The organism is Paraburkholderia tropica (assembly GCF_914484835.1).
Taxonomy (GTDB): Bacteria; Pseudomonadota; Gammaproteobacteria; order Burkholderiales; family Burkholderiaceae; genus Paraburkholderia; species Paraburkholderia tropica_A.
Genome location: NZ_CAJZAR010000028.1, coordinates 127,899 through 145,256, shown reverse-complemented (window position 1 = coordinate 145,256; position 17,358 = coordinate 127,899). Strand labels below are relative to the sequence as shown.

The following is a 17,358-nucleotide window of genomic DNA, read 5'->3' as shown; positions in this document are numbered from 1 at the left end:
GCCGATCATACTCCGGGCTGGGTTTGCCGACGCGCGCCGCGCCGGTCGGGATGGGCGATACCGCCGCTGCGGCCCTCGCGTTTTTCGCGCCGCGCGGGCGACATCAGCGTGCATGAGAGCGGATGCGCGACTTCGGTCGCGAGACCGCCCGCGAGCAGGGCGAACAGAGCGAGCAGGCGTTTCATGCGTCCTCCACGACGGACAGGCTCGCGCCGTTGTTCAGACCGGCTTCGAGCGCGTTGGCGTCGACACCGTCGAGGCAGCCGAGATTGACGCGCCAGCGCTTCGGGTCCAGACGCGTCTGATGAAACGGATAGATGCCGCAGTGCTTGCAGAAGTAATGCTTCGCGACGCGCGTGTTGAACTGATAGAGCGTGAGCGCATCCTCGCCCGCGACGATGATGAGATCGGCGGCGTCGAGCGGCGGCGACATCAGCGCGCCCTTGCGGCGGCACAGGCTGCAATTGCAGCGGGCGGCGGGCGCGAGCGCGGTGCGGACCTCGAAGCGCACGGCGCCGCAGTGACACGAGCCGGTGTGGCGGCTGGCTTCCATGATGCGGGCTCCTCGTTGCGTGTAATGGCGATGGATGCTTTATAGCGCAGCGGGAGACGGCGTTTGTATCGCAATGTATCTGTGTTTGGGGGCGACACAAAACATTGCACGGCGGGACGAATTTGGGGGGATTGGGGGTCAGGCCGCCCGGATTTCGTCGAGCAGATCCGGGTGACGATCGAGCAGTCTGAGCAGTTGCACCAGCGCGAGCGACGGCTTGGTCTTGCCGTTTTCGTAACGGGAAAACGCGTTGATGCCGCCGCCGAAAATCTCGGCGGCCTCGCGCTGATCGAGATTGAGCTTGCGGCGCACCGACGAGATGAAGCCGGGATCGACGTAAGCGGCGTTCACCTCGCGCTGAAACGCGGCGATGCGCCCGGCGTAACGGTCACCTTCGGCGCGTTCGAATACGGCCTCGCCGCACGCGGGACAATAGTCGCCCGTCACCGATGCAATGACGGTCGCCTCGCCCTTATAGGTGTAAGGCAGGTCGCGCGTCTCACGGACCAGATTCGCGCCGCCACAGGCCGGACATTTCACGATCACCACTCCTTGAACGAGACGACCAGCACGTCGTCGACGACGGTCAACTTGAGATACACGCCCCGCCCTTGCTCGACGGTCGTGCGATACACGTCTTGCCACACGCGATGATCGGCATGGGTCGTCATGCTCTTGTGGAAATCGCCGGGTACGAGGCGCAGCACGACCGCACACATGCCAGAGAGATCGTGAATGCCCAATTCGAGCGCGCCTTCGTAAGCGCTGCGTGTGGCGCGGACATGCCCTGCCCGCACCATTTCGTGAATCCGCGAAAGTTTGCAATGCGGTGTGCGCTTTTCCATCGGAATTTTAACCTACTCGGTTAATTTGGCAAGTAGGTTAATTCCGCGCCATCGCTTAAACACACGCACAGCGAAAGCAGGCCAATAACGTTTTTGCCGGATCGAGCAGCATGCCCGCCGGCGCGTCCTGAAATCGCTATCGCGCATGCCGGATCTTGATGTCGATCCTGTCTGGACATTCGGCCTATAGTCCAGAACGCGGGCGCGGCGCGCGCCGGGCAGAGACGGCCTCGCTAAGCCTGCCGCCCCGAATCGCCCGCCTTCTCCCGCCACATCACCCGCGCCGCCACCGCCGCGGCCGCGATCCCCGACGCCGCGCCCACCGCGAGCGCCCAGCGCGGCCCCAGATGATCGGCCACCCAGCCGACGATCGGCGCGCCGATCGGCGTGCCGCCCAGCGCCACCGCGAGCCGGATCGCCAGCACGCGTCCGCGCATCGACGGCTCGGTCGACAGCTGCATCAGGCTGTTGGTCTCGGTCGTGACCGTGAGCGCCGCCACGCCGATCAGCACGAGCGCCGCGCCGAACCAGCCGTAGCTCGGCGCAATCGCCGCGAGCGCGCAGCCGACGCCGAACACCGCCGACGCGATCAGCAGCGACTCGAAGCGCGGCCGGCTGCGATGCGCGCCGAACAGCGCGCCCGACACCGTGCCCACCGCCATCAGCGACGACAGCAGGCCGTAGCCGCCCGCATCGGCGTGAAAGACGCGCACGGCCATCGTCGAGATGAAGATCGGGAAGTTCAGGCCGAACGTGCCGATCAGGAACAGCATCACCACGATCGCCTTCAGGTCGGGTCGCGACCACACGTAGCGAAAGCCCGCCACGAGGCTGCCCTTCCTGGGCTTCGCGCGCGCGCGTTGACGCAGCTCCGAGGTGCGCAGCCGCGTGAGCGACACCAGCACGGCGATGAACGAGAGCCCGTTGAGCACGAACGCCCAGCCCACGCCCACCGAGGCGATCACCACGCCCGCCACGGCCGGCCCGATCATGCGCGCGGCGTTGAAGGAGGTGGAGTTGAGCGCGACCGCGTTGGCGAGATCGCCGTCGCGGACCAGTTCGGAGACGAAGGTCTGGCGCACCGGCGAATCGAACGCGGTGGTGCTGCCGAACAGAAACGCGAACACGTAGACGTGCCAGAGCTGCACCGTGCCCGTGATCGTGAGCAGGCCGAGCAGCAGCGCAAGCACGCCGAGCGCGGCCTGCGTGAACATCAGCAGACGGCGCTGATCGAAGTGATCGGCGGCATAGCCCGACCACGGCAGAAACAGCAATTGCGGCCCGAATTGCAGGCCCATGACGACACCCACGGCCGCCGCGCTGTGATGCGTGAGGCCGGTGAGCACGAGCCAGTCCTGCGCGGTGCGCTGCATCCACGTGCCGACGTTCGAGACCAGCGCGCCCGCCGACCACACGCGGTAATTGAAGCTGCGCAGCGAACGGAACATGCCGGTCGAGGCTTCGGAGGAATCGGAGGAATCGGAGGAATCGCCTGGCTGACTCATGCGGCGCGCCTCACTCGTCGACGAGGCGCTTGAGCAGCACGACCGCGCGCGCGAGCTGCGTCTGCTCGGTGCCCGACAGGCGCGCGTCGATCACGTGCGCGAGCCAGTCCTCGCGCGCCGCACGGCTCGCGCGCACCGAGCGCCGGAAGGTCTCGGTGAGCGACCAGAGCGTCTGGCGGCCGTCGGCGGGATCCGGCGCGCCTTCGATCTGCCCCAGCGCCTCCAGCCCGGCCACGATCGTGCCCATCGACTGCGGACGCATGCCTTCGGCGCGCGCGAGACTGGACACGGTGGCGGCGCCGTCGCGTTCGAGCCGCAGCAGCACGGCAATCTGCGACGGCGTGAAATCGCCCGCGCTGCCCTGCTCGCGCATGCGCCGGCGCAGTTTGCCGACCAGCGCGCGCAGGTCGCCCGCGAGCGCGCCGGCCAGTTCGGAAACGGGTTCGTCGTGTGAGGAAGTCATGCGCGCATTCTAGAAGATATGAAGTCAAACTGCAAAGCTAAACTTCATATCCAGGCGTGCATGGACGGCGCGATGCCGCCGTGTAATGCATTCGTAAAATGCGCGAACAGAATCGGCGCCCCAATGAAAAATGGCTCTCCTCGACCACGGAAAGCCATTTCGCCAGCGACAGCCGAAACGCTTACATCACGTATCGGATTTCAGCTTGCCGCCTACCGCCCACGCGTCTTTTTCGATTTCGCTGAAGACGATTTCGACGACCTCCGGCGGACACGCCAGTGTTTCCACGAACACCCGCGTGATGCCGCTCGCGAGTTCGCGCTTTTGTTCGAGCGTCTTGCCCGGATGCATTTCAATTCGAAGGATAGGCATAATGACTCCGTTTTTTACCGCGTTCCAGCGACGCGGATGCAGCCATTATCAGGAAGCGCAAAGCATGGATAAACAGGCCCTGAGTTGTGATACCCGGAACCGTGAGGTTTCGAGTGGAGTATTGAATGGCCGATAAACTGGCGGGGATGCAGATGTTCGTCCGCGTCGTCGAATCGGGGAGTTTTGCGGCCGCGGCCGCGTTGAGCAACGTCACCGCGACGATGGCCGCCAAACACGTGCGCGAGATCGAGGAAAGGCTCGGCGCGCGGCTGCTGCATCGAACCACGCGTCAACACAAGCTCACCGAAATCGGGGCGCTGTATTACGAGCGATGCAAACGCGCGCTGCACGAATTCGACCAGGCCGAAGCCAGCGCCGCCGAATTGCGCAGCAGTCCGCGCGGCCGATTGAAAATCGTCGCGCCGGTCAGCTTCGGCAGCGAGAAACTCGCACCGGTGCTCGCCGATTATCTCGAACAGCATCCTGAAGTCAGCGTCGATCTCACGCTCGATAATGCGCCCGTCGATCTGATGCGCGAGGGCTATCACCTCGCCATTCATATCGGCGAACTCGACAGCGCGGATCTCGTCGCGCATCCGCTGCATGCGTATCGGCGCGTGCTCGCCGCCGCGCCGTCCTATCTCGAACGCCACGGCCAGCCCGAAACGCCCGGGCAATTGCGCGATCACGCCTGCCTTGGCCTCGCGTACTGGAAAAAGAAGGAATTCTTCTGGGCGCTGGTCGGGCCGGAACAGCAGATCTGCCACGTGCCCGTCGACGGCCGCTTTACCGCGAACGATGGCCGCGCGTTGCGCGCGGCGGCGCTGCGCGGCACGGGCATCGTGCTGCAACCGGAATTGATGCTGGAAAACGATATCGCCGAAGGGCGTCTCGTTGCGGTGCTGCCGACGTGGAGCCACGTGCATACGCCGATGCATCTCGTCCACTCGCGCGAGCTGCGGCCCACGGCCATGCTACGGAGTGCGATCGATTTTCTCGTCAAGCGATTCGCCGCGGACTGATCACGACTGAGCGCGAGTGAGCGCGACTGACCAGGCCCGGCGTTCACGATGCGCATCGTGAACGCCGGGCGCCAGCGCCTGGGCCTTAGCGCTGCGGAACGCCGTCGCGCCACTCGCCCCAATGCTTGACGATATCCTGCACGAGCGGATTGCCGGCGAGATACAGATTCGCGATGGCAATCGTAAAGCCGCCTTGCGCCGCGTAGTTGAGGAGATTATCGGCGCTCGTTTGACCCGCATACGGCCGGTCGAAATCCGAACCGGCGCGCAGCACCGCAACACGATTCAGATCGACGCGATGCGTGGCCGCCGCGCGCTTCAGCGCCTCATACGTCGCGTTATCTTCCTGCTGCGTCGTGCAGTACGTGCCCTTGCCATCGGTCAGGATCCTGGTCCATTGACGCGCGCGCTCGCCGAGGTCGGTGCCCGACCACCAGGTATCGCCCGCGAGCGTATCGCACTGGATCACGGTCGGCGGACGATTCGCGGGCGCATAGCTGTATTTGGCGCGCGCCGCCTGCGCCTGCGCGTTATCGCTGAGCGTCACGGTGCGCGACAGCGCGAAGGCCGCCTTCGTGAGTGCCGGATTCAGCTGGAACACCTCGGTGCGGTAATCGAGCGGCGGCTTCTGCGTCGGATCTGTCGTGTTGATGCCGAGATAACCGGTGTTCCAGTTCGCGGGAATTTCGCGTCCGTCGATTTCCCATTGAATGCCGAAATCGACGAGCCAGTTCGCCCACGCGGCGGAACCGACGGTGCCCTGCTGCGGATCGATACCGGCGATCCCGGCCACCATGAAATACGTGCGGCGCAAATCGAAACGCGGCGAGAACGTCAGCGCCATGATCGACGCGGCGGCATTCGTGTGGCCCATGCCGGTGGTCATCACGCAGACGTCCTGACGATTGCAGTGCACGGCCGGATAATCGGGCGACAGACCCGCAACCGTGATGTCCTGCCACGGGCCGAGATTATCGAGCCACACCTGGCCTTCGGGGCCGAACATGGAAATGATCATGACCTTGACCGGACGGCCGTGCGAACCGCCGTCGTCCTGCGCGAAGCTGTCGTCGGCGCGCGCGATGGCCGGGGCAACGGCCGCGCCCGCCACGAGCAACGATGAAATCACTGCATAAAAAGCACGATTTAGCATAGAAGGCCCCCACCTGTCGGTGAATAACTGCGGTTGCGAAACGGGAATCGCGTGCCGTTTTTGTCGATTGAAGTCCTGTTATTTTTTGGCTTGCAGCGTGGGGCCCGAGGCGTGAGCCTTTCAGGCGACGCTCAGTATAAGCGGAGAAAATATTCCGCAGGCGGCCAGGTTCACAACCGGCCCGCCGCCATTATTCAACGCGCACCAACAATGCCCCGAACTAGTCCCGGTTCGCGCATCAATCGCCGTTCCACAGCGCGAACACAGCTTCCCATTCCCCGCCCGCCATGTTCGAGCGCCGATTCTGGTAATGTCACGCACATGCAAACGATCCTCTCCATCGAGAATCTCTCGAAAGTCTATGCATCGGGATTCCGCGCGCTTTCGCGCATCAACCTGGACATTCATCGCGGCGAAATCTTCGCGCTGCTCGGGCCGAACGGCGCGGGCAAGACGACGCTCATCAGCATCGTCTGCGGCATCGTCAATGCGAGTGAAGGTCAGGTGCGGGTCGCCGGTCACGATATCGTCACGGATTACCGCGCCGCGCGCTCGCTGATCGGCCTCGTGCCGCAAGAGCTCACGACCGACGCGTTCGAAACCGTCTGGGCCACCGTGTCGTTCAGCCGCGGCCTGTTCGGCAAGCCGGCCAATCCGGCCTATGTCGAGCGCGTGCTGCGCGACCTCTCGCTCTGGGAAAAGCGCAACAACAAGATCCTCACGCTCTCGGGCGGCATGAAGCGCCGCGTGCTGATTGCGAAGGCGCTCGCGCACGAGCCGCAGATTCTGTTTCTCGACGAGCCCACGGCGGGCGTGGACGTCGAACTGCGCCGCGACATGTGGGAACTCGTGCGCGGCCTCAAGGCCAACGGCGTGACCATCATCCTCACGACCCATTACATCGACGAAGCCGAGGAAATGGCCGACCGCATCGGCGTGATCAATGCGGGCGAAATCATGCTCGTCGAGCGCAAGGACGCGCTGATGCGCAAGCTGGGCCGCAAGCAACTGACCTTGCAGCTCGACACGCCGCTGAACGCCATTCCGCCCGCGCTCGCCGCGTGGCGTCTGGAACTCGGCAATGGCGGCGCCGAACTCATCTACACCTACGACGCCGAAAACGAGCGCAACGACATTCTCGCGCTGCTCAAGAGCCTGAGCGAATCGGGCATCGGCTTCACGGATCTGCAAACGAGCCAGAGTTCGCTGGAGGATATCTTCGTGAGTCTCGTCGGCAAGGACGCGGCGGCAGCCGCCGCGCGCACGGCGGAAAACGATCCTCGAAAGGAGACCTCACGATGAACATCTACGCGATCCGCGCGATCTACCGCTTCGAGATGGCGCGCACGCGGCGCACGCTGATGCAGAGCATCGTCGCGCCGGTTATTTCGACTTCACTCTATTTCATCGTATTCGGCTCGGCGATCGGCTCGCGCATCAAGGAAGTGAACGGCGTGAGTTATGGCGCGTTCATCGTGCCGGGTCTGATCATGCTTTCGCTGCTGTCGCAGAGCATTTCGAATGCGTCGTTCGGCATTTATTTCCCGCGCTTTACGGGTACGATTTACGAATTGCTCTCCGCGCCCGTGTCGTATTTCGAAATCGTCATTGCCTATGTCGGCGCGGCGGCGACCAAGTCGATTCTGCTCGGCGTCATCATTCTCGCGACCGCCGCGCTGTTCGTGCCGATCCAGATTCAGCATCCGTTCTGGATGCTGCTGTTTCTGCTGCTCACGGCGGTCACCTTCAGTTTGCTCGGCTTCATCATCGGCATCTGGGCGGACAACTTCGAGAAACTGCAAATCGTGCCGCTGCTGGTCATCACGCCATTGACGTTTCTCGGCGGCAGTTTTTATTCGGTCGATATGCTGCCGCCCGCGTGGCGCGTGATCACGCTGTTCAATCCGATCGTCTATCTGATCAGCGGTTTTCGCTGGAGTTTTTACGGGCTCGCCGATGTGGCGGTCGGCGTGAGTCTCGGCATGACCGCCGCGTTTCTCGGGCTGTTTCTCGCGATCACCGCGTGGATCTTCAAGACCGGTTATCGCCTGAAAAGCTAGGCCCGCGATCTCCAGAAAAAACGCCAGCCGCTCGCGCGCGCTGGCGTTTTTTTATGCCTGTGTCCTGAACGTCTCGACCGCGTCGCAGAGCTTGCGCGCTTCGTCGCGCAGGCAGGCCGCCGCCGCAGCCGCCTCTTCAACGAGCGCGGCGTTCTGCTGCGTGCCCTGATCCATTTGCGTGACGGCCTGATTGATCTGATCGATGCCGCGGCTCTGCTCGTGCGAAGCCGAAGCGATTTCGCCGATCAGCGTCGCGACGCGTTCGATCGACGTATGCGCGCGCTCCATTGCATCGCCCGCAACGGCCACCGACGCGTTACCTTGCTGCACGTTCGCCGCCGATAACTCGATCACGCCGCGCACGTCCTTCGCCGCCGCCGACGAGCGCTGCGCGAGCGAGCGCACTTCCGCCGCCACGACCGCGAATCCGCGTCCCTCCTCGCCCGCGCGCGCCGCCTCGACGGCCGCGTTGAGCGCGAGAATATTGGTCTGAAACGCGATGGCTTCGATCATGCCGATGATCTCGCCGATCCGCAGCCCGCTGTCGTCGATGCGCGTCATGGCTTCGACCACGCTCGACACCGCCGCGCTGCATTCCCGCGCGATCTGCTGCGCCTGCGAGGCGACTTCGCTGGCGGTTTCGGCGTTGCCCGAATTCTGCCGCACGGCCGAGGTCAGTTCTTCCATGCTCGCCGCCGTTTGTTCGAGCGCGGCGGCCTGGGCTTCGGTGCGCGCGGAAAGATCGGCGTTGCCGGTGGCGATTTCGTTGGTGGCGCCGGCAATCGAACCCGCCGACTGCTTGACCGCGTCGATGGCGAGCCGCAAGCGCTGCTGCATCGCGCGCACGGACGCCATCAAGCTATGCGCCTGATCGGGCCGCACGTCGAGGCGCACGGTGAGATCGCCTTGCGCAATGCGCTCGCATACGCCCGCCACGAATTGCGGATCGCCGCCGAGTTGACCATTCACGCGGCGAATGATCAGACCGAACACCAGCGTGACCATGAGACCGACCGCGCAGACGATCGCCGCGCCATACGACAGGTGCCAATAAAACTCGCGGTCGATATCGTCGACGTAAGCGCCCGTGTAGACGTGCCAGTCCCACGCCTGCACATATTCGCCATACGCGATCTTGGGTTGCGTGCGCGTCTCGCCCGGTTTGGGAAAACGATAAGTCGTCGTATGCGTGCCGTCGCGATCGTGCTGAATGATTTCGGCAGTGAAATGCTTGCCCGTTTCGTCGACGAGATCGTTGATTTTATTTTCGAACTCGGGCTTGACCGGATTCAGCAATTGCAGCATCGACGAATCCACCACGAGCAAATAACCGCTCGTGCCATATCGGATGAAACGCAATTGCGCGAGCGCGCGGCTTTGCGCCTCGGCCACCGGCATCTTGCCTTCGCGCGCGGCCTTTTCGTAACCCTCGACGATACTCACCGCCGATTGCACCTGCTCGCGCAGCGAGGTCACGCGGTCGTCCATCATCAGATTGCGGGTCGCGATCGAATTGATGACCGAAAGCGTGAGCAGGCTGAACCACACCACGGCAACGGTGCTCCACAACGTCGCCTTGAAGCTGAGATTACGCATGTCTCTCGATGTCTCCCTGTATTTATCGTGCGGAGCCGATCTGATTCCGCTCCATGCCGGGGATATCGACCGCGGCGGCAGGCGCTGAAGGGAATGAAAGCGACGCCGCGCCCGCTGCCGCGCGGTCTTGTGCGTGCCTCATCGCGCGAAATCCTTGATGGGCCGACAGGTCAGCGAACCGGCGACGCGGCAACCCGATAAACAACTCGCATTGCCGCGCGAGCCGATCAGATGGACAGGCTCCCGCCATTTGCGCACGGCCGTTCTTTTCATAAGTTCATGCTTATCAATATTGACGGTCCATGTATATCGATCTTTGGTATCGCAAACTGCATACTTTTCTCCACGGAAGGACGCAGCAGTCCACGTGTCCAGCACAACCCGCCATTCTGGAGAAACGATCATGAGCGAACCGACTCTCACCGCCGCCAACGTCACCGACCTGCGCTCCGCCATCGACCTGCTCAAGCAGCACGAAGGCGAATACGTCGAAACGAACGAACCTGTCGATCCCGAAGCCGAACTCTCGGGCGTCTATCGCTACGTCGGCGCGGGCGGCACGACCGCGCGCCCGACCAAACGCGGCGGCCCCGCGATGATGTTCAACAACGTGAAGGGCTTTCCGGCGTTTCGCGTCGCCATCGGCATGCTGGGTTCGCGCAAGCGGGTTGCGCGACTGCTCGGCGCCGAACCCGAAAAGCTCGGCTTTTTGCTGAAGGATTCGGTCCAGCATCCGATCGAGCCGGTGCTCGCCGAGCCGGGCCGCGCGCTCTGCCAGGAAATCGTGCATCGCGCCGACGAACCCGGCTTCGATCTGCGCACGCTGCTGCCCGCGCCGACCAACACGCCCGAAGACGCCGGTCCTTATCTGACGATGGGCCTGTGCTACGCGGCCGATCCCGAAACCGGCGAGCACGACGTGACGATTCACCGTCTGTGCGTGCAGAGCAAGGACGAACTGACGATGTGGCTCACGCCGGGCCGCCATATCGACGCCTTCCGCATGAAGGCCGAAGCGGCCGGCAAGCCGCTGCCGATTTCGGTGAGCATCGGCGTCGATCCGGCGATTTATGTGGCCGCGTGTTTCGAGCCGCCGACCACGCCGCTCGGCTACGACGAACTCAAGATCGCGGGCGCGCTGCGCGGCCGTCCGGTCGAGCTCTCGCAGTGCCTGACGATCAATGCGCGCGCCATCGCGCACGCCGAAATCGTCATCGAAGGCGAGCTGCTGCCGAACGTGCGCCAGCGCGAGGACCAGAACACCGACACCGGCAAGGCGATGCCCGAATTCCCCGGCTACACGGGTGAGTCGAAGGACGAGTTGCCGGTCATCAAGGTCAAGGCCGTCACGCACCGCCTCAACCCGATTCTGCAGACCACCATGGGCCCCGGCGAGGAGCACGTGAACATGGCGGGCATTCCGACCGAGGCGAGCATTCTGCAGATGGTCGAGCGCGCGATGCCGGGCAAGCTGCTCAACGTCTACGCGCACAACTCGGGCGGCGGCAAGCTGCTCGCGGTGATGCAGTTCAAGAAGTCGTCGGCCGTCGACGAGGGCCGACAGCGCCAGGCCGCGATTCTCGCGTTCGCGGCGTTCCCGGAACTCAAGCACGTGATGCTCGTCGATGAAGACGTCGACATCTTCGACACCGACGACGTGCTGTGGGCCATGCAGACGCGCTTCCAGGGCGACATCGACACCATCACCATTCCGGGCGTGCGCTGCCATCCGCTCGATCCGTCGCAGACGCCCGCGTTCAGCCCGAGCATCCCGGAAGTGGGCACGAGCTGCAAGACGATCTTCGACTGCACGGTGCCGTTCAAGCTCAAGCACGAATTCGAGCGCTCGAAGTTCCTCGAAGTCGATGTGAACCGCTTCCTGCCGGGCTTCGACGGACGCTAACCCGCACCTTAAAGCGCGCGCTGAAACGCGCGCCCACCCCCTCTTGTCGTATCCTGACCGGGCGCTGTCCGGCCGGGACCGACGATCCTCCGATCGAACGACGCATCGAACGGCGGCTGTGCACGCGCAGCCGCCCTCATCGTGACCGGCGCACGACTGAACAAGGTCGATCTCATGCAGACTCCCTCACCCTCAGGCATCGCCGCCCTGCTACGCCAGCCCTTCGTCGCGCTGCGCGCGTTGCTTGCCCTGCTCGCTTCGCCCGCAGCGAAGCGGCGTTTCCCTTTCGCCGTGCGCGCCGGACTGTGCTGCGGCATCCCTGTGATGGCCGGCTGGTTCGCCGGCGACATCCATGCCGGGCTGCTCGCCACCATCGGCTCCTTCACCGCGCTCTACGGCAGCGACCGTCCTTATCGCAACCGCGCCGTGCATCTGGCCTTGATCGCCTTCGCACTGGCCGCCGTGGTCGCGCTCGGCATCTGCATCGCGCCTCATGCGATCCTGGCGGTCGTGTTCGTTGCGCTGATCGCCGCGCTCGCCACCTTCGCCTGCAATTCGCTGCACGTCGGGCCGCCCGGCGCCTATATGTTCGCGCTGGCCTGCGCGAGCGGCACGGGCATGGCCGCCAGCGGCGCCGATCCGCTGCGCAGCGGCCTTTACGTGCTGTGCGGCGGCATCGTCTCCTGGCTCGCCCACATGGCCGGTGCGCTGATCGACCGGCGCGGACCGGAACGCGCGGCCATCGCCACAGCGGCCGAAGCGGTCGCCGCCTTCGCGGAGAGCAGCGGTTCGGCGAAAGGCGTCGTGGCCCGTCACCGCGCCGCCCACGCGCTCGACGAAGCATGGACCACGCTGATTACCTGGCAATCCTTTTCATCCTCGCGCGCGGCAAGCGATCCCGTGCTCGACGCCTTGCGCCGTCAAGGCCACCGCTTGCACCGGATCTTTTCCGAGCTGCTGACCGAGACCGGCCCACAAGACGCGCACCGCGCCGAATTCGCGCAGCTGGCGCGCGAAGCACGCCGTCTCGGCGACGAAGCGCGGCATGCATCCGTGCCCGCCGCGCCGGAAGACGCCGTGTCGTTTCCGCTGAGCCGCCGCACGGCTTTCGCAGCGCTGCGCGAGAGCGTCGTGCCGTGGTCGAATCCGCTGCTGCTCGCGGCGCGCGTGGGCGTGGCCACGCTGATCGCAGGCGGCATCGGCGTGGCGCTCGGGCTCGATCGCGCGTACTGGGGCATGGCGGCTGTCGTCGTCGTGCTCAATCAGGCCTATGGCTGGCCGGGCACGTTCCGGCGCGCCTGCTATCGCGTGCTCGGCACGCTCGCGGGCCTGATCCTCGCGTGGGCCGTGCTCGCCGCGCATCCGCAAGGTCTCTGGATCGCGGCGGCCGTCGGCCTGCTGCAATTCGCCATCGAGATCTGGGTCGTGTTGCAGTACGCGGTCGCCGCGATCTTCATCACTTCGAACGCGCTGACCATCGCGGCGGGCGGCCAGGGCTTTCCGGCCATCACGCATCTGTTCACCGCGCGCGCGCTCGATACCGCCATCGGCTGCGCCGTCGCGCTCGCGGTGTTTCACTTCACGGTGCGGCGCTCGGCGCATCATCAGTTGCGCAGCGAAATGGCACGCACGCTCGCCGCCGCGCAGCGCGTGCTGCGTTGTCTCTCGCATGGCGCGGCCACCGCGCCCGAGGCGCTCGAAGCGCGGCGCGATCTGCAACATCAGACCATTACGCTCCAGCAGGTTTTCGAAGCCGATGCGCCCGCGCTGAAAGGCGACGCGCCGCTCTCGCGCACCTTGAGCCGCGCCGCCGCGAGCACGCAGCGGCTCGCCTACCGGCTGTTGAATGCGTGCTGGGAGCAGGAAGCGGCGTGCGAACGAGACGCGACGGAAGCGGCCCGCTGCACGAAGCGCTTCGAGGACTACGTGCTCGCGCAGGAATGGCTCGACGTGCTCCGGCACCACGTGGGCGGCCACGCGGCGGAGCGCTGGCCGCAGCATCCGCCCGTGTTCATGCGCGAGGAAATCGACGCGCTGAGCCGCGCGATTCGCGAGCCGCAATGATCTGATTCGGGCGCGGCACACAAGACACGGCGGCACGGCGTGACCCACACGCCGTGCCGCCGTTACACATTTCAGGGCGATCCCGCGCGCGAAATTCATACGTTTTAACTTATTAAATTCGCGTGTTCGAGTGTATCGATCTTCTGCTTGAGAACTCGCATACTTGATTCATCGACGGATGCAGTCCAGCCGCCACGCGGCAAGACCGGATTCCGCACTCACATCACGCACACTGGAGAATCACATCATGCAAAAGCCACGAGTCGTAGTCGGAATCAGCGGCGCCACCGGATTCATGTATGGCGTCAAGGTGTTGCAGCTTCTGCGCGAACTGGGCGCGGAATCGCACCTCGTCATGTCGAAGGCGGCCGGACTCACGCGCGAACACGAAACCACGCTCTCGCGTCAGGACGTGATCGACATGGCCGATGTGTTCTATCCGACCGGCGCGGTCGGCGCGGCGATTTCGAGCGGCTCGTTCCGCACGGCCGGCATGATCGTCGCGCCCTGCTCGATGAACACGCTCGCCTGCATCGCGAACGGCGTGACCGAGAACCTCGTCACGCGCGCCGCCGACGTCACGCTCAAGGAACGCCGCCGTCTCGTGCTGATGGTGCGCGAAACGCCGCTGCATCTGGGTCAGATCCGCAATATGGCGGCGGTGACGGAATACGGCGCGATCGTGTTTCCGCCCGTGCCCGCGCTCTATGCCGGTCCGCAGACGGTCGACGCGATCATCACGCACAGCGCCGCGCGCGCGGTCGGCCTGCTCGGCTTCGAACCGAAGGCGCAGCCGCGCTGGGGCGAAACCGTCGCGGCGCTCGACGCCGAACAGGAACTGGCGTGGTAAGCCGCGCCGAGCCATCGGAGCCCGCCCGCATGAACGCCTTGCCGCCCGCCATCGCCGATGTCCTGAACGCGCATCACGTGCTGTCGCTGGCCGTGTGCAGCCACGACGTGCCGTGGGCCGCGAACGCCTTCTTCGCCTTCGACGAAGCGTCCGCAAGCCTCGCCGTGCTCGGCCATCTCGACACCCAGCACGCGCGCATGCTGCTCGCCAATTGCCATGTCGCGGGCACGGTCGCGGGCCAGCCCGCCGCCGTGGACGAGATCGTCGGCGTGCAGTTCTACGGCCTCGCGCGCGTGGTCGAGGACGAAGCCGAACGACGCGCGGGGCTCGCGCTCTATCACGCGCGCTTTCCGTTTGCGCAGGGCATGGCGGCGCCGTTGTGGCGCATTCATCTGCTGCGCCTGAAGCTCACCGACAACCGCACCGCGTTCGGCAGCAAGACGACGTGGGAGCGCCATAGCGGCGACGCGAGCGCTCCCCCTAGCCCTAGCTCAGGCTCAACTTCAAGCTGACGCGCCCGAAATCCGCCGCGCCAGCGAGCGCGCGCTTTCGAGCAGCGCCTGGGCGATGGCCTCGCGCTCGGCCGCGAAACGCCCCGTCGGCAGCGTGACGGTGATCGAGTACGGCTTGCCGCCCATTTCGAGCGCGATGGCGAGCGCGGAAATGCCTTCGAACGGCACGTCCTCCTCGATCGCGTAGCCGTCGCGGCGCGCCTGCGCGAGTTCCGCGTCCAGCGCCGCGCGATCGACGGCGTTCGGCGCGGCGGCGATCTGCGCCTCGCGCGGGCCGTTGGCGAGGATCGCGAGCATGGCCTTGCCCGGCGCGCTCGTGAACATATCGACTTCGAGCACCTTGGGCAGCACCACGCGCAGCGGTCTCGGCGAACTGAACGCTTCGAGCACGAGCACGCGGCCGTTGGCGAGCGTGGTGAGCACGACCGATTCGTCGAGTTCGGCGAGCAGCCGGTTCATCTCGCTGCGGAACGCCTCGACCGGATCGGCGTCGAGCCCGCGCGCCAGCACGCTCATCGTCGGGCCGAGGCAAAAGCCGCCGCCGGACGGCGCGGGCGCGACCATGCCTTCGTCCTCCAGCGCGCCGACGATGCGCTGCACCGTCGAGCGCGGCAGCTCCACGCGCGTGGCGATCGCGCCGAGGCTCAGGCCGTTGTGCCCCTGCTCGGCCAGCACGCGCAGCACGCCCACGGCGCGGCGGATCACCTGAATGCCCGAGCGCGCGTCGTCGCCGCGTTCCTCCTGGGCCGCTCCTGTCACTTCGTTTTTCTTGACCATGTTCTCACTGAGGTGTCATCGCACCGAATAACCATATTGTGATACATTGCACCGCAATGCGGTTACGCAAATTATCGACGCGAGGCGTGGCAGCGCCAACGCGTGTTGTTAGAAGGAAATGATTTTGGACAAAAAACCCTTGATTGGGCTCGGCGGCGTCATCGTGGCAGCAATGTCCGCCGAATTCAACGATCAGGTGGGATCGGCGGCGATGATCGACGTGCGCGGCGCGCTCGGCATCGGCCACGATCCGGGCATCTGGATCGAGAGCCTCTATCTCTCGGGCATGGTGATCGGCATGGCGCTGTCGCCGTGCTGGTCGGCGGCGGTCACGCTCAAACGCATGGTGCTGTTCGCGATCGCGCTGAACTGCGTGGCGACCGCGCTGCTGCCGCTCGCGCCCAACGAAGCCTGCTTCTATGCGCTGCGCGCCGTCGAAGGCTTCGCGCACGGCCTCACAATCCCGCTCCTGATGACGACGGCGCTCAAGTACCTCACGCCGAACATCCGCCTCTGGGGGCTCGCGTGCTACGCGCTCACCGCGACCTTCTTCCCGAACCTGAGCGCGGCCGTGTCCGCGCTGTGGACCGACGTGGTCGGCTGGCAGTTCGTGTTCTTCGAAGCGATCCCGCTCTGCACGATCGCCGCGCTGTGCGTCTGGTACGGGATGCCGCAAGATCCGCCGCATTACGAGCGCCTGCGCCAGTACGACTGGCCCGGCACGCTGCTCGTGGTCGTGGGCCTCGGCGCGCTGACGACGATGCTCCAGCACGGCAGCCGCCTCGACTGGTTCCAGTCGAAGTTCATCTGCACGCTGGCGCTGATCAGCGCGATCGCGTTGCCGCTGCTGGTGATCAACGAATGCAGGCAGACCATTCCGCTGTTCCGGCCGCAGCTGCTCAAGCGCCGCAACTTCGCGTATGGCGTGTTCACGCTGTTCTGCTTCGTGATCGTGGCGATGTCGAGTTCGACCGTGCCCTCCGAGTATCTCGCCGATGTGCAGGGCTTCCGGCCCATGCAGATCTGGACCGTGATGGCCGAAGTCGCCGCGCTGCAACTGATCTTTCTGCCGCTCGTCGTGAATCTGCTCGATATCGAATGGATCGACGCGCGCTGGATCAACGGACTCGGCCTGCTGTGCCTGATTAGCGCGTGCATCGGATCGAGCCAGCTCGATTCCACCTGGAGCCGCGAGCAGTTCTATCTGTGGCAGGCGGTTTCCGGCTTCGGCCAGGCCTGCGTGGTGCTCTCACTGCTGATGATGGCGACCAACGCGCTCGTGCCGCAGGAAGGGCCGTTCGCCTCGTCGCTCGTGAACATGCCGCGCGGCTTGAGCGAAGTGATCGGCGCGTGTTTGCTCACGCTGATGGCGCGTTTTCGCGGCCAGCTGCACGCGACGCGTCTGCTCGAAAGCGCCGGCACGCATCGCTTTTCGACCGTGCAGGCCACGGGCGGACTCGATCCGCAGCATCTGCCGCCGCTGCTCGCCAACGGCGCGCAACGCGGCGCGGACAGTCTCGCGGGCTTCGCGCACGCCATCGACGTGCAGCGCGCCGTGATGGTCGTCAGCGACGACTATCTGCTGCTCGCGGGCGTCGCCACGCTGATTTTCGTCGTGCTGCTGGTGCTGCCCGAACGCACGTGGCCGCCGCGCATCGCACTCCTGAAGAAATAACGACGAGT

General features: G+C 65.1%; 18 protein-coding genes. 8 read left to right on the top strand and 10 right to left on the bottom strand.

Going from position 1 to position 17,358, the window contains the following annotated elements; all coding sequences use genetic code 11:
* Positions 1–5: 5 nt before the first annotated feature.
* The 7 genes from LDO54_RS02705 to LDO54_RS02675 all read right to left on the bottom strand — a co-directional run bounded on the left by LDO54_RS02705 (position 6) and on the right by LDO54_RS02675 (position 3,738).
* Complete coding sequence (locus LDO54_RS02705; protein ID WP_224005847.1) at positions 6–185, bottom strand: hypothetical protein; 180 nt, start codon at positions 183–185, stop codon at positions 6–8.
* Positions 182–553 carry a GFA family protein gene (locus LDO54_RS02700; protein ID WP_224005844.1) on the bottom strand — a complete coding sequence of 124 codons (372 nt, stop codon included), beginning with the start codon at positions 551–553 and terminating at the stop codon, positions 182–184. The genes LDO54_RS02705 and LDO54_RS02700 overlap by 4 nt, the downstream gene beginning before the upstream one ends.
* Before the next feature lie 138 nt (positions 554–691).
* The gene (locus LDO54_RS02695; RefSeq protein ID WP_224005841.1) at positions 692–1,093 is read right to left on the bottom strand and encodes a type II toxin-antitoxin system MqsA family antitoxin; all 402 of its coding nucleotides are present in this window, start codon (positions 1,091–1,093) and stop codon (positions 692–694) included.
* A gap of 2 nt (positions 1,094–1,095) precedes the next feature.
* Positions 1,096–1,398: a type II toxin-antitoxin system MqsR family toxin gene (locus tag LDO54_RS02690; protein ID WP_224005838.1), complete on the bottom strand. Its 303-nt coding sequence runs from the start codon at positions 1,396–1,398 to the stop codon at positions 1,096–1,098.
* 233 nt (positions 1,399–1,631) lie between these two features.
* A complete protein-coding gene (locus LDO54_RS02685; RefSeq protein WP_224005835.1) occupies positions 1,632–2,903 on the bottom strand; it encodes an MFS transporter in 1,272 nt (423 codons plus the stop codon).
* 10 nt (positions 2,904–2,913) lie between these two features.
* Complete coding sequence (locus LDO54_RS02680) at positions 2,914–3,366, bottom strand: MarR family winged helix-turn-helix transcriptional regulator (protein ID WP_224005832.1); 453 nt, start codon at positions 3,364–3,366, stop codon at positions 2,914–2,916.
* A gap of 186 nt (positions 3,367–3,552) precedes the next feature.
* Positions 3,553–3,738: a 4-oxalocrotonate tautomerase gene (locus LDO54_RS02675; protein ID WP_224005828.1), complete on the bottom strand. Its 186-nt coding sequence runs from the start codon at positions 3,736–3,738 to the stop codon at positions 3,553–3,555.
* 125 nt (positions 3,739–3,863) lie between these two features.
* Between LDO54_RS02675 and LDO54_RS02670 the strand changes: the two genes are divergently transcribed.
* On the top strand, positions 3,864–4,760 hold the full coding sequence (locus LDO54_RS02670; protein WP_224005824.1) for a LysR family transcriptional regulator: 897 nt from the start codon (positions 3,864–3,866) through the stop codon (positions 4,758–4,760).
* A gap of 85 nt (positions 4,761–4,845) precedes the next feature.
* Here LDO54_RS02670 and LDO54_RS02665 read toward each other — a convergent pair whose 3' ends face one another.
* Positions 4,846–5,913, bottom strand: coding sequence for a purine-nucleoside phosphorylase (locus tag LDO54_RS02665; RefSeq protein ID WP_224005821.1), 1,068 nt, complete (start codon positions 5,911–5,913; stop codon positions 4,846–4,848).
* Between the two features lie 321 nt (positions 5,914–6,234).
* Between LDO54_RS02665 and LDO54_RS02660 the strand changes: the two genes are divergently transcribed.
* Together LDO54_RS02660 and LDO54_RS02655 are read left to right on the top strand one after the other, a co-directional pair.
* Positions 6,235–7,215: an ABC transporter ATP-binding protein gene (locus LDO54_RS02660; RefSeq protein WP_224005818.1), complete on the top strand. Its 981-nt coding sequence runs from the start codon at positions 6,235–6,237 to the stop codon at positions 7,213–7,215.
* On the top strand, positions 7,212–7,973 hold the full coding sequence (locus LDO54_RS02655) for an ABC transporter permease (protein WP_224005815.1): 762 nt from the start codon (positions 7,212–7,214) through the stop codon (positions 7,971–7,973). Before LDO54_RS02660 ends, LDO54_RS02655 begins: the two co-directional genes overlap by 4 nt.
* A 51-nt stretch (positions 7,974–8,024) precedes the next feature.
* Here LDO54_RS02655 and LDO54_RS02650 read toward each other — a convergent pair whose 3' ends face one another.
* Positions 8,025–9,569 carry a methyl-accepting chemotaxis protein gene (locus LDO54_RS02650; protein ID WP_224005812.1) on the bottom strand — a complete coding sequence of 515 codons (1,545 nt, stop codon included), beginning with the start codon at positions 9,567–9,569 and terminating at the stop codon, positions 8,025–8,027.
* Between the two features lie 403 nt (positions 9,570–9,972).
* On the opposite strand from LDO54_RS02650, the gene LDO54_RS02640 reads away from it, so the two are divergent.
* From LDO54_RS02640 to LDO54_RS02625, 4 genes are all read left to right on the top strand, one after another.
* Positions 9,973–11,472 carry a UbiD family decarboxylase gene (locus LDO54_RS02640; RefSeq protein WP_224005805.1) on the top strand — a complete coding sequence of 500 codons (1,500 nt, stop codon included), beginning with the start codon at positions 9,973–9,975 and terminating at the stop codon, positions 11,470–11,472.
* A 174-nt stretch (positions 11,473–11,646) separates the two neighbouring features.
* Positions 11,647–13,536 carry an FUSC family protein gene (locus LDO54_RS02635; RefSeq protein ID WP_224005802.1) on the top strand — a complete coding sequence of 630 codons (1,890 nt, stop codon included), beginning with the start codon at positions 11,647–11,649 and terminating at the stop codon, positions 13,534–13,536.
* A gap of 247 nt (positions 13,537–13,783) precedes the next feature.
* The gene (locus LDO54_RS02630) at positions 13,784–14,386 is read left to right on the top strand and encodes a UbiX family flavin prenyltransferase (RefSeq protein ID WP_224005800.1); all 603 of its coding nucleotides are present in this window, start codon (positions 13,784–13,786) and stop codon (positions 14,384–14,386) included.
* 29 nt (positions 14,387–14,415) lie between these two features.
* Positions 14,416–14,898, top strand: coding sequence for a pyridoxamine 5'-phosphate oxidase family protein (locus LDO54_RS02625; RefSeq protein WP_224005797.1), 483 nt, complete (start codon positions 14,416–14,418; stop codon positions 14,896–14,898).
* Here LDO54_RS02625 and LDO54_RS02620 read toward each other — a convergent pair.
* Positions 14,890–15,675 carry an IclR family transcriptional regulator gene (locus LDO54_RS02620; protein WP_224005794.1) on the bottom strand — a complete coding sequence of 262 codons (786 nt, stop codon included), beginning with the start codon at positions 15,673–15,675 and terminating at the stop codon, positions 14,890–14,892. The genes LDO54_RS02625 and LDO54_RS02620 overlap by 9 nt on opposite strands.
* A 172-nt stretch (positions 15,676–15,847) precedes the next feature.
* Here LDO54_RS02620 and LDO54_RS02615 point away from each other — a divergent pair, with 172 nt between their 5' ends.
* Entirely contained in the window at positions 15,848–17,350 is a 1,503-nt protein-coding gene (locus LDO54_RS02615) for an MFS transporter (RefSeq protein ID WP_224006270.1), read from the top strand.
* Positions 17,351–17,358 lie beyond the last annotated feature (8 nt).

Coding starts and splice junctions, on each gene's coding strand:
- LDO54_RS02615 (WP_224006270.1), top strand. CDS start 15,848: ATGTCCGCCGAATTCAACGATCAGGTGGGATCGGCGGCGATGATCGAC.
- LDO54_RS02705 (WP_224005847.1), bottom strand. CDS start 185: ATGAAACGCCTGCTCGCTCTGTTCGCCCTGCTCGCGGGCGGTCTCGCG.
- LDO54_RS02630 (WP_224005800.1), top strand. CDS start 13,784: ATGCAAAAGCCACGAGTCGTAGTCGGAATCAGCGGCGCCACCGGATTC.
- LDO54_RS02665 (WP_224005821.1), bottom strand. CDS start 5,913: ATGCTAAATCGTGCTTTTTATGCAGTGATTTCATCGTTGCTCGTGGCG.
- LDO54_RS02640 (WP_224005805.1), top strand. CDS start 9,973: ATGAGCGAACCGACTCTCACCGCCGCCAACGTCACCGACCTGCGCTCC.
- LDO54_RS02660 (WP_224005818.1), top strand. CDS start 6,235: ATGCAAACGATCCTCTCCATCGAGAATCTCTCGAAAGTCTATGCATCG.
- LDO54_RS02685 (WP_224005835.1), bottom strand. CDS start 2,903: ATGAGTCAGCCAGGCGATTCCTCCGATTCCTCCGATTCCTCCGAAGCC.
- LDO54_RS02670 (WP_224005824.1), top strand. CDS start 3,864: ATGGCCGATAAACTGGCGGGGATGCAGATGTTCGTCCGCGTCGTCGAA.
- LDO54_RS02625 (WP_224005797.1), top strand. CDS start 14,416: ATGAACGCCTTGCCGCCCGCCATCGCCGATGTCCTGAACGCGCATCAC.
- LDO54_RS02700 (WP_224005844.1), bottom strand. CDS start 553: ATGGAAGCCAGCCGCCACACCGGCTCGTGTCACTGCGGCGCCGTGCGC.
- LDO54_RS02690 (WP_224005838.1), bottom strand. CDS start 1,398: ATGGAAAAGCGCACACCGCATTGCAAACTTTCGCGGATTCACGAAATG.
- LDO54_RS02655 (WP_224005815.1), top strand. CDS start 7,212: ATGAACATCTACGCGATCCGCGCGATCTACCGCTTCGAGATGGCGCGC.
- LDO54_RS02680 (WP_224005832.1), bottom strand. CDS start 3,366: ATGACTTCCTCACACGACGAACCCGTTTCCGAACTGGCCGGCGCGCTC.
- LDO54_RS02650 (WP_224005812.1), bottom strand. CDS start 9,569: ATGCGTAATCTCAGCTTCAAGGCGACGTTGTGGAGCACCGTTGCCGTG.
- LDO54_RS02635 (WP_224005802.1), top strand. CDS start 11,647: ATGCAGACTCCCTCACCCTCAGGCATCGCCGCCCTGCTACGCCAGCCC.
- LDO54_RS02620 (WP_224005794.1), bottom strand. CDS start 15,675: ATGGTCAAGAAAAACGAAGTGACAGGAGCGGCCCAGGAGGAACGCGGC.
- LDO54_RS02675 (WP_224005828.1), bottom strand. CDS start 3,738: ATGCCTATCCTTCGAATTGAAATGCATCCGGGCAAGACGCTCGAACAA.